This is a genomic window from Shewanella waksmanii ATCC BAA-643, from assembly GCF_000518805.1.
GTDB lineage: Bacteria > Pseudomonadota > Gammaproteobacteria > Enterobacterales > Shewanellaceae > Shewanella > Shewanella waksmanii.
Map to the genome: position 1 here is coordinate 21378 of NZ_JAEH01000053.1, position 12564 is coordinate 33941.

Here is a 12564-nt window from a genome sequence, read left to right on the forward strand (position 1 = left end):
GTTATAGGGGATAACCCCTGATGTTTGCAGAGACCGACGCTAGCAGTCAAGCAAATAACGGCCTAATACTTATGAATAGTGAATTTTATTGTTGCTCAGCTGCAGATTTACGATTTTGCGGGCAATTATTGCAACTGAAATGATATATCACCCTGCAATTGGTAATAAAAAATCAATTGAGGCCTGCCAAGACAGTGGTAGTATTAGCGCTATACATACGATCCAATTAAAGGACAGATAACATGGCCATGACCGACTCTCAATACCACCAACTCGCTGATGAGATGTTTAAAGCGATTGATGATGCGATTGAGTTAGCCATTGATGAGCAAGATGCAGATATCGATATTGATGCCTCAGGCAATGTGCTTCAGCTTGAATTTGAAGATCAGTCAAAAATCGTTATCAACAAACAAGAGCCTTTGCATCAAATATGGGTTGCCACATTACAAGGTGGTTACCACTTTAGCTATGTAGAAGGTAAATGGATTGATGAGCGCAATGGCGGTGAGTTTATGCCATTTGTGCTTGAATCAATCTTCCGCCAAGGTGGCATTAAACTCGATATCTAGACCAAGCTGTTCCGTAGCGTGATTAATACGATTGCGCTGCGTTAACTAGCTTATCAAAAATTACATTGTGCCTCAGACTCAGTCACGCCAAAGGGCAAAATAGCTAATTCGCCATCAACACGTTCGAGTTTAAAGAACTGCGGTAAGTTAAAACGTTCACTGTCATTTTCTGGTTCTTCAAAGGCGTGATATTGGCTCACCTGACTTACCAAATCCTCAATGCTGCTCCCCGCCTGCACATAGTGTTCTAACTCATTAGTTTCATTCAGAATGAACACATCTAATCCGTCGTCACCTTGACGTAAAAAGTACTGTATTGCACCTCGGGCGGCAAAATCTTGAATAATTTCAGGGATTTTACTGAAAGGTTCGTTGCCTAAATTAGGCCGTGGCAATTCCAGTACCTGACGTTTACTAAGTAGTTGATAGAACGCCTTAGCATCATGTAAGTCTTGGTATTCCATCCCTTTAGAGTTAAAAAATAACCCATAGCTCGCACGCCCTACTTTAAGTGGGTAAACCATGGTTGAGGAGGTTTGTGCCAGTTCACTCAACCTGACGGCACGAGCAGCTAAATTACGTACGCTTCGCTCAAATTGTGATTTCAATTTCTTGGAACAACTGATCACTTCAACAGATAACTGCTTACCCGCCCGCTTCATGCCTGGGGTCATATATTCAAGCGCCACCAAAATAGCATTGTCACCCTCAAAGTGGTGACAGTGCCATTCACCCCAGCTGTTTTGGCAAATCACATCGATAGATTGCAATAGGTTGCGTTTTTCTCGGCCAAGAGAAAACACACTCGCATTCATATAGTCGACCATGATCTCTTGCCCAGTCCACTCTTCGGTTGGGTCGGCGTTGAAGTTCAGCAGAAAAATCGCTTTGCGGTAGTGCCAAGGTTGGCACAAGTCCAGTTTAGATACCTGCCAATTATCTTGGCCAAAAAAGGATACCAGTCTCGCACAAGCATGTTGCAAGCGCTTACCTTGTTGCTCGCTTTCGCCATATTCAAACCACTGGGTTTTAGGATGCGCAACGCCATTGAGTGTCGCCCAGACTAAAATTTTAGCCTTACTATGGGATTGATACACGGGACGCTGACCAATAAAGCTCTTACGATCGCCATTGCAGCGATACAGAAAATAGGTTTTGCTTTGGCTACCGTACACTAAAGTCAGGTGTGCCTCGGCCACACTGTGGCTCCAAAGTCGGTTGAGACTAATAATCTGCTGCGAATCATCACTAAAATAGGTGTGCAGTTTACGCGTTAGTAACCCTAAATCAGCTATTTTGAGGCTTTCACTAAGCTTATGGGTTGAAGTAAATTGCAGTAACGTTTGATAACTCCCTAGCATCAACTCATTGAGTTGCTGATTGAACCACTGCAACTGACCACAGTCCCAATGCTCACAGGCATCTAAGGTTTCTAATAGGCTATCAGACCATTGCCACTGTTTTACTACCGCCGCTAACTTGTGATAGCGCCAATCTTTGGCTTGCTGTGCATGGATGAGTCTGATACCACACTTAAGATAAAAACAACGCCTTGCGACTTCTAATCGACGCATGTCGCCCTTTTTAAGCAGATAATTTTCTATCGCTTCAAACAATAACAAATAGCTATCATTGGCCGCAGAAAAGTTACCTTCAAGCGTGTATTGCCATACCTGTTCGCTGACCAATTGCGTATTGGGATAGTCACTTGCGTACGCTTCGAGCAACAATACTTTTAGCAAGGCTTTATGGGGTTTATCTAAACCTTTATATAGTTGCCATAAAGAAGCACCAAAGTACTCATTGGCAGGCAACTGCGAAATATCGCCTAAAAAAAGGTGGTGTTCGCTCTCCACCGCTTTAGGCCACCACGCCACACTTTTACCCGCCAAATGAATATGACTGCGATAGAACTCTTCTAAAAGCAGCCAATGCTGGGCACTACCACTGTGCTCCACCCCCAATCGTGCCTGATTACCCTGCGCGGCCTGTTGAGCAGTAAACTGCTGCGGATGTACTAAGTAAATGTTGACCTCAAAATCAAACTTGAGGAACCATTGCGAGATCAACTGCGACTTTTCCTGTAACAAGTTGCATTCTTGCGGGCTTAATAAACGGTCGTGTACCAGCCAGACATCAATATCACTATTGGGGTTTTGCCCGAAACTGGCAGTACTCCCCATGCAATACACACCTTCCAATGCGGGTTGATGGACAAAATGAGTCACTGGCTCAACCAAATCTAAAGTTTGACAAGCCTTAAGGGTATCTTCATCTATTTGATAATGATGGATACCTGCAGGTGTCATCGGGCCGTTATAGCCTGGGTAACCTGCGCGATGATAATGGAACAGCAGCGGAATAAGTTTAAACAGGTGACGTTGCAGCGGTGAAAGTAACGCGGCTGCTCGAGCAATACGCACCTTATTTAGACGTTGTGCGGTTTCAGTTTGTTGCAAGCCTCGGTCCAAAGTTAAGCAACTCCTTAATAAAACGCCCTCATTTTCAATGCTATCACTCTGGCCAAAAACAGCAAGCAAATGAGATCTACATCACACTTTTTAATGAGTAATAATTGGGTGGAGTTCAAAGATTTAATACCGCTTTCTTACATCTACGTAAAAGCAATGTTAGCATTACCGCAATTAAGGCCTTTGATGGAATATCAAGCATGTCGCAAAATGTCGTTCGAATCGCAACACGTAAAAGTCCACTTGCAATGTGGCAAGCAGAATTTGTAAAAGCGGAATTAGAGCAAGCTCATGAGGGCTTGGTTGTTGAATTATTGCCAATGAGCACTAAAGGCGATGTGATCTTAGATACTCCACTGGCGAAAGTCGGCGGCAAGGGCTTATTTGTTAAAGAACTTGAAGTCGCAATGCTAGAAGGCAAAGCAGACATTGCTGTGCATTCAATGAAGGATGTACCTGTCGATTTCCCTGAAGGCTTAGGCTTACAAGTCATTTGCGAACGTGAAGATCCACGCGACGCATTTGTATCTAACACATACAAGACAATTGCAGATTTGCCTCAAGGGGCTGTAGTTGGCACCTCAAGCTTGCGTCGCCAATGCCAAATTCGCGCTGCCCGTCCTGACCTCGAAATTAAAGATCTTCGCGGCAACGTCGGTACACGCTTAGCTAAACTCGATGCGGGCAATTATGACGCCATTATTCTTGCCGCTGCCGGCCTTAAGCGCTTAAAGCTTGAAGAGAGAATCGCGAGCTTTATTTCAGCAGAAGAATCACTACCTGCTAACGGACAAGGCGCCGTAGGTATTGAATGCCGCGTAGATGATGAGCGTGTTAAAGCATTACTTGCGCCACTTGAGCACACAGAAACTCGCCACCGTGTGCTCGCTGAGCGCGCAATGAACACACGCCTTGAAGGTGGTTGCCAAGTGCCTATCGGTGCCTATGCAGAAATTGATGGTGACACGCTGACATTACGTGGTTTAGTGGGTAATCCTGACGGCAGTCAAATTATCGAAGGCACCACTTCTGGGAATAAAGCTGATGCCGAAGCACTCGGTATTGCCTTAGCTGATGATCTACTCAGCCGTGGCGCTAAAACCATTCTTGATGCGGTATATGCAAAATAAATGACCGTATTACTGACGCGCCCGCAGGGGCGCAATCAGTCGATGGTTGAGGCACTTACCTCAAAAGGTGTGCCTCATTTCACTACGCCCCTACTTGCCGTTGAACCTTACCTAGATAGCGCCAAAGCATTAAGCGCCTTTAAGCAAGCTGAACTGATTATTTTTATCAGCACTAATGCAGTGACCTATGCGGCACAGCTCTGTGAAGACTTCCCTCAAGCGCGTTATTTTGCCGTTGGTGGCGCAACCTATGATGCACTCGCCGCACTCGGAATTGAAGCTGAGCAAGCACCAAGTGACAACCAACAAACAGAAGGCTTACTTACCCTACCGGCACTGCAGCGATTAACCGACAGCAAAATATGTATTGTCAGAGGTGTAGGTGGCCGAGAAACCTTAGCCGAACAGCTCAGCGCAAGAGGCGCTCAACTGAGCTACTGGCAGGTCTATCAACGTCAATGCCCAAAGTTAGATGGCGCCAAGTTAGTCAAAGACTGGCAGCACCATCAAGTTGATACTATTGTTGTCACCAGTGGTGAGATTTTGGCAAATCTAATTAATCTCGTCCCAAAAGAACAGTTTGCATGGCTGCAAGCTTGTCATATCATAGTGCCTAGTATACGTGTATACCAGCAGGCACAAGCGGCTGGTTTTAGCCAGGTAACCAATGCCAAAGCCGCAAACAAAGATGCAGTACTTGGCGCCTTAGGGTTATAATTCACTCTGTTACCAAGCCCAATTTTTAATGCTTTTTGCTTCCAAGGGATCATTACATGGACAATAAAGATCAAGATAGTACTGTTGTTGAATCCAAAAATGATGTGCCAAGCAGCATCGATGAAGCTCCGCACACCCCTGATGTAACCGACACTCCTGATGTCACGGACAAGCTTGATGCCAAAGGTTCAGCTGCAACCGATAGCCTTAAGCAAACCGCAAAGCCCGCAGCTAATTCTGCCCCAGCTCAAGAGTTACCGCCCGCCACGGTAGTTAAACAGGGAGTCTCTTGGGGGGTGTTTATTAACCTATTCTTGATACTGATATTAGCGTTTGCCATGACAGCAGGCGGCTACTTTTTTTATCAAGAACAAGCTAAGCAGCAAACCTATGCCAGTGAACTCGCCCAACAGGTCACCGTCGCATTAAGCGATCCAGCCAAACGCATTACTCAGTTAGAGCAGCAACTTAGGCAAGCTCAACAGCAAAGTAATCAAGCCATCCAACAGATGGACAGCCAACAACAGCAGTTACAACAAAGAGTAGAGAAGTTAGCACTACGCTCACCTAATCACTGGATGGCAGAAGAAGCTAAATATTTAGTCCGAATGGCTGGCAACAAACTGTGGCTTGAAAATGATCCACGCACTGCAGCAAGCTTGCTCACGGCTGCGGACGAACGCATCGAATCGATGAAAGACCCAGCATTGATGCTGATAAGAAAAGCCCTCGCGGCCGATTTACGCGCCGTGGGTGCGGTTAAATCTACCGATGTTGCCGGCACCGCCCTTACGATAGATAGTCTGATAGAAAATCTACATAATTTGCCGCTCAACCGTGCTGATTTAGATAATGAGTCAGCCAGTGACAACCTTGATCAAATGACCGATTCAATCGATGACTGGCGTGCTAATCTGGCACATTCTTGGCAAGCATTACTTGAAGAGTTTGTGGTGATTCGAAAACGCACCGCGGATCATGGTCCACTACTAGCGCCGGACCAGCAATGGTATTTAGTTGAGAATATTAAGAGCAAACTGCTGCAATCTCAGTTAGCACTATTTAGACAAGATGAAGTGAATTACCGACAGTCAATTCGCCTAGCGCGCCAATGGATATTTCAGTATTTCAATCTTAAAGATGCGAGAACTGAAGAAACGCTTGCAGCATTAGATGCATTAGCGACCTTAGAGCTACAAACACCTAGCATAAATCGTTTTGCGTCAACGCCTTTACTGCAACAATTGGTCAATCATGGCAACCTCCTTGCGATTGAGGAGAAAGCCTTATGATGAGAGCCTTGTTTTATCTAGTCGTTATATTGCTGGGGCTGTGTGTTAGCCCCTATTTAGCAGGCGCCAATGGCTATGTGTATCTTGCCTTTGCTGATTATGAAATAGAAACCAGCTTAGTTTTTGCCATTCTAGCTGCGATTGTGTTTTACACCCTATTGCAACTGGTTGAATGGGTAATTGTTTTTCTAGTTAACTTACTGCTAAGCAGTCGTCTACTCCCTGAGCGCTGGCGCAGAAAAGCTGCTCGTAAACACACATTAAACGGTGCGCTTTCACTCGCAGAAGAAGATTGGCCTGCCGCAGAAAAAGCCATGGCCAAAGGGGCTGAGAAAGGGGAAATACCCACGCTCAACTTGCTTGTTGCAGCTCGGGCTGCGCAACACCAAGGTAATACCGAACAGCGCGACAACTATTTACTTGAAGCAGATAAAGAGCCCACAGCTAAAAAAGCAGTTGCCACTACGCGAATGCGTTACCTGTTGCAACAAGGTAAGCTCGACGATGCCCGCGCAATACTAGATGAGCTAAACCCGTCAAGTAAGAGCAAATCTCCTGTATTACTGCTGGCACTCGAACTATATCAAAGCCAACAAGATTGGCATGCGATAAATTTGCTATTGCCTATCCTCAAGAAACGCCAATTATTGACTGATGAAAAGTGGCAAGCGATAGCGCTGCAAACCAAGACAGCCATGCTTAATCATGCCATTGATACCAATGAACAAGAGCTAGAAAAAGTGTGGCATTGGCTTACTCGTGCAGCAAGAAAGCAACCTCAGTACATCGCCATATACGCACGTGGCTTGGCCAAGTTTGATCGTAAGCCTGAAGCGTTAAAGCTACTATTAAAGCAAGCAAAAGCTTCGGTTCATGGTGATATTTATGCCGCACTAGCAGAGTTAGTCACAGCAGCTGATGTTGATACCAGGCAAATACTGTTCGCTTTAGAAAAGAAGTTTGCCGACAATGCTGAGTACCAACTTTGTATAGCGCAGCTCTATTTAACCAGTAAAGAGTACCGCCTCGCGAAACCTTGGTTACAAAAAGCCTGTGACCAAAATCCACAAAGTAGTAGCTGGCAATTGTTGGCAGAAACTTGTGAGCATTTAGGTGAACAAAATGCGGCAATCCTCAATTACCGCAGAGCGCTCAGCTAAGCGTACTGTCAGACTAATTAGTTCTAATAAAGCCACCTTTTAAGGTGGTTTTATTATTTATGCAGATTAATAATATCACACATAATAGATTGATTATTAATAGCTTTATCTCTCATTCATCCAATATGCTTGAATCAGTCACCGTTTAGTCACCTTCCACTCGAAAGACTTTTTGCTACCTACTGTGCCCATTTTAATCTTAAGCAACAATTTTGAAGAAAATGAGCCAAATTCAGGTAATTTTTTTCGCTTTTCTCTAGGTAAAATATAAAACCAAACCACTACATATAGTGGTTGACCTAAAGAGCGCCAAATACCGTAGTACTTTAGTTGCAAACCCCCGTCACAGCTAGGTTTCAGCGATGTCAAAAAATTGACTTGAGCAAATACGATTGTTAAAATTTGTAGCCAACCTGTAAAATTTCATCCTTAAAATAGCACATAATTTGCACTTTAAGGTCACACTGCTCGGGGGCAGCTATGAGTACTCTAACTATTGAAAAACAAGGACAAGTTACACTTGTCAACGGCACAGCGACAGTCACAATCAACGGTCAACAACGGCCTATTGAGCAAGGCGAGATACTTGTTCCGGGTGCCGTTATTGATTTTACTGATGATAGTCAGTTAGAGATCGCTTATGACGATGGCAGCGCTTTCTCTAGCAATGAGACCAGCTCAGCCCAAGTTGACCTAGGTGAAATACCCGAAGATTTAGCCGCCCTTGATGAGATCGAGCAACTACAGGCGCTTATTGCATCTGGTGAAGACCCAACCGCTGAGCTACCTGATACCGCAGCCGGTGGAGCCACAGGTAACGAAGGTGGTTCAGATTTCGTTTCATTATCTAGAGACGGCTCTGAAACCCAAGCCGCAGCGCAATATGATACTAGCTTTGATGCAGCAGCCCCCACTGCAGCGTTATCTATTGCCCCTGCCCCGCTAGATACGGTAGGCTACAACATTGCTCAGTTTACCGATAGCTTTGTCAACGGCGTGGCCTATACCACTTCATCCGGTTTAACAGGTTTCACCGGAGATTTAGGCCCTGCAGGCTCCTTTGCATACAATGCGGGAGACACTGTCACCTTTTCCATCGGGGGCGTGATTATTGCAGAATTCAGCGCCGATGTTATTCAAGGTGATATCCTATTTTTACAAGACATTGCTGGCACTGCGCTATCAGATTCAAACCTCAACTATGTTGAGAATATGGCGATCTTTTTACAAGCATTAGATAGCGATCTAAGTGACGGTGTTGATGACGGTGTACTGCAAACCAATAGCTTGATTAATACCGATAGTGCATTTGCCAACAACATTAATATTCTCAGTGCAGTCCATGATGCACTGGCAAATTATGTCGACCCTACCACAGGTCAACCATTAAATTTGGCGACGGCAGGTAAAGAAATGCTGTCGATGGTTCTCAACGAATTAGGCATCATTTTCACCCGCGAATCAGAGCTAAGTGAAACCGGTGAAAACATCTTCGAAACCATTGCTATGCAGCATGTTGCCGATACCATTGATGAGCTTGCTGGCGATCGTGCTCCTGGGTCTCATGATGACCGTCTTGCCGATATTATTGAAGTACCAGGTGGGTTGATTACCTATAATTACAATGAATTAGATGGAAAGATTACATTTTCAAGTGACGATCTGCTTGCCGGCGCCGTTGGCCATCAGGTGATCACCGAAAACCTCGTGGTTAAAAACGTCCAATTAGGCGCAGAGTTTGCTGATATTGGTACCTTAGTCGATCTCGGTGACGGTAACTACGAAATCATTCTTAATGATGGCATCGATCAGTACGATCTCGAAAACTTATCAATAGACTATCGTGTTGAAGATTGGACGGCATTTAGAGAAGTAACTTCTTCGACGCAAGATCAGTTCAAATCCCACTTATCTGCTGATATTCCTGATGTATTAGAAGATGTTGGCTTTAATCAGTTTGCGCTTAATAGCCAGCTGGTATTTGATGAAGATCAAGAGCTATTTATTAACTTCACCAGTGAATTACTTAGTGAGCAACTGGGTTTCCCAATTGCAGAGTATGCCGACGATTACATCGTTCCTATCGAATATTCAAACGATGGTGGTATTACTTGGCAAACGATGACAGTTGAATCCATTGATTATAGCGGCACAATTCCTCGCCCGATCTTTGGCTTTACTTTAGCAGCAGGCAATGAAGCGGTACTGATCCGCGTGCCAATCTTTGATGATGCTCATGTAGAACCAACTGAGTATTTTAGAGCCGATGTCACCGGCGAGAACTTCTATGACGAAGTCCTACAGTTTGCGATCTTTGATAATGATGGCGGGTCGGGTAATAATTTGCCGATTATCGACATTGACTATGCAATCGCTATCGAAGGTATGGAGTTTGCCACCTTCACTCTAACGTTAAGCAGCCCAAGTAGCGAAGTTGTCACCGTCGATTTCAGCTCTCAAGAGCTAACAGCGCTATTTGGTGAAGATTTCATTAATGTCTCTGGTACGGTAACGTTCCAGCCAGGGCAAACCACAGCCTTTATTAATGTACCCATTGTCGATGACTTAATTATTGAAACCGACAACCCAGAGTTTGCGTTAATCAACTTGACCAATCCAACTAACGCATTGCTCACGGATCCTCAAGGCACTTTGCGGATATTTGACAACGATTTGCCTAGTAACACTGCGATTAGTATTGATTTAGATCCTATCACAGGTGATAACGTCATCACGACTGAAGAAGGCGAGCAGCTTATTACTGTAACCGGTACGGTTACTGCCGATGCCGCCATTGGAGTGGGCATCGTAGTCGTCACCATTAACGGTCAAAATTATCAAACCGTAATGGACGCCAATGGCAACTTCTCTATTCAAGTAGAGGGTAGTGAGCTTGTCTTAGACAGTGACACGATTGTCGACGCTGTAGTATATGGTTATGGTCCAGGCGATGTTTATGGGACCGCAACAACCACTGAGGAGTACGATTTAGCCTCAGTATTAATTGACGATGTTTCAGTTATTGAAGAAGACAGCATCGCAACTGGCAACGTATTAGATAATGATAGCGACGGTGATGATGTACTCACTGTTGCAACGTTTGAAGTTAATGGTGAGCAATACAACGCCGGAGACTCTGTTACTTTAGAGGGCGGTGTCTTAGTTATCAACGAAGATGGTAGCTATACCTTCACGCCAAACGAAAACTGGAATGGCAACGTTCCTGTTATCACTTACACAACCAATACTGGATATAGCGCAACGCTAACCATCCAAGTCGAAGCCGTCGATGACGAAAGTGTACTTGCCGATGACATACAAACCATCGATGAAGATACTGTTGCTGTTGGCAATGTCTTAGACAACGACTCCGATGTTGATAATGACCTAACCATTGCAGGTTTTGAAGTCGATGGCCAAGGTTACCCTGCTGGAGCTGCGGCTCAGCTCGCAGGTGGCATACTTATCATCAACGAAGATGGTAGCTATACATTTACACCAAATGAAAACTGGAACGGTGTTTTACCTGTCATCACTTACACCACCAATACTGGCTCTACAGCGACGTTAACACTTGATGTTACCCCTGTAGATGACCCAAGTGTGCTAGAAAATGACACAAATACAATTGACGAAGATACAATTGCAACCGGCAACGTATTAGACAATGACTTTGATGTGGATGATGACCTCACCGTCGCCAGTTTTGAAATCGATGGGCAAAGCTACACTGCAGGTACAACTGTAGAGCTAGAAAGCGGCTCAATAGTTATTAACGAAGATGGTAGCTATACATTTACTCCAAATGAAAACTGGAACGGCGCTTTACCTGTTATCACCTACACCACCAATACTGGATATTCTGCAACACTAACCATCCAAGTAGAAGCTGTCGATGACGAAAGTGTACTTGCCGATGATGTACAAACCATCGATGAAGATACAGTTGCTATTGGGAACGTTCTAGACAACGATTCTGATATTGATAATGATTTAACCGTTGCAGGTTTTGAAGTCGATGGTCAAGGCTATCCTGCCGGAGCTACGGCTCAGCTCGAAGGCGGTATTCTCATTATCAACGAGGACGGAAGCTATACATTTACACCAAATGATAACTGGAACGGTGTTTTACCTGTCATTACCTACACCACTAATACAGGCTCTACGGCCACGCTAGAAATTGAGGTCACTCCTGTAGATGATCCTAGTCAACTTAACAATGACTTCAATGTGATCAATGAGGGCGGTATAGCAACAGGTAATGCTCTAAGCAATGACAACGATGTTGACGATATACTTAGTGTCGCAACCTTTAGTGTTAATGGTCAAACACTTGCTGCTGGTAGCTCAATAGGAGTTGTAGGCGGCACTTTAACCATTAATAGTAATGGCAGCTATACCTTCATCCCAGCTAATGATTGGAATGGTAGCGTACCTACAGTCACTTACACAACCAATACAGGTGTGTCTGCGACTTTAGCCATTTCTGTACTACCGGTTGATGATCCGACTAATGCTGTAAATGACTTCAATACCTTTGCTGAAGATACCACTGGGTCAGGAAATGTACTACTCAATGATAGTGATATTGACAATACCCTATCCGTAGTCAGCTTTAATGTTGAAGGCAATACCTATTCAGCTAATACCACTGTTACGGTCAATGGTGGCCAATTGACCATTAACTCTAATGGTTCATATACTTTCCAACCGGAACCTAACTGGAATGGTACCGTTCCTGTCATCACCTACACCACAAACACCGGAGCTACAGCCACCTTATCACTCACTGTCACACCTGTGGCAGATGGCGCACCTCAAGTAACGATTACAACGGATGAAAATAATGATGCTTTCATCAGCAACCAAGAGATTGGCGATGCTACAGAAGTTGCTGTCACTATTGATCTTGGAGGTACTGGAGCAGTTGCTGGTGATACGCTAACTGTGAACGGATCAGATATGATTCTGACACAAGTAGATATTGACAATGGTTTTGTGAACATCACTCTCCCCAGACCAGAAGAGGGTGCTGAAATCGTAGTGACTGCTACTATCACAGATCAATCAGGCAACACTTCTGCACCAGGAACCGACTCAGCTGTATTGGATACCACAATTGCAGCGAGCATAGATTTAAACCCAATCGTGATTGGTGATGACAATGTAGTCAACAGTGACGAAGCCAGCAATGGCACCATGGTAACATTATCGGGTACCGT

The 12564-nt window shown here is 44.7% G+C and carries 7 protein-coding genes; 6 read left to right on the top strand and 1 reads right to left on the bottom strand.

Translation table 11 applies throughout. The annotated features are described in order from the left end of the window. Window positions 1–242 precede the first annotated feature (242 nt). Complete coding sequence (cyaY, locus tag L865_RS0117490; RefSeq protein WP_028774429.1) at window positions 243–572, top strand: iron donor protein CyaY; 330 nt, start codon at window positions 243–245, stop codon at window positions 570–572. A gap of 53 nt (window positions 573–625) precedes the next feature. On the opposite strand, the gene L865_RS0117495 is transcribed toward cyaY, so the two are convergent. After that, window positions 626–3043 (bottom strand): class I adenylate cyclase, encoded by a 2418-nt coding sequence (locus tag L865_RS0117495; protein WP_028774430.1) that lies wholly within the window; start codon window positions 3041–3043, stop codon window positions 626–628. Between the two features lie 200 nt (window positions 3044–3243). Here L865_RS0117495 and hemC point away from each other — a divergent pair, with 200 nt between their 5' ends. The 5 genes from hemC to L865_RS0117520 all read left to right on the top strand — a co-directional run. After that, complete coding sequence (gene hemC, locus L865_RS0117500) at window positions 3244–4173, top strand: hydroxymethylbilane synthase (protein ID WP_028774431.1); 930 nt, start codon at window positions 3244–3246, stop codon at window positions 4171–4173. Next, the gene (locus L865_RS0117505) at window positions 4174–4890 is read left to right on the top strand and encodes a uroporphyrinogen-III synthase (RefSeq protein ID WP_028774432.1); all 717 of its coding nucleotides are present in this window, start codon (window positions 4174–4176) and stop codon (window positions 4888–4890) included. It begins immediately after the preceding gene. 56 nt (window positions 4891–4946) lie between these two features. Further along, window positions 4947–6182, top strand: a complete 1236-nt coding sequence (locus L865_RS0117510; protein ID WP_028774433.1) for a uroporphyrinogen-III C-methyltransferase — start codon at window positions 4947–4949, stop codon at window positions 6180–6182. Beyond that, window positions 6179–7342, top strand: coding sequence for a heme biosynthesis HemY N-terminal domain-containing protein (locus L865_RS0117515; protein ID WP_028774434.1), 1164 nt, complete (start codon window positions 6179–6181; stop codon window positions 7340–7342). The genes L865_RS0117510 and L865_RS0117515 overlap by 4 nt, the downstream gene beginning before the upstream one ends. A 480-nt stretch (window positions 7343–7822) precedes the next feature. Beyond that, the coding region (locus L865_RS0117520) for a retention module-containing protein (protein ID WP_028774435.1) at window positions 7823–12564 on the top strand (4742 nt) is incomplete at its 3' end.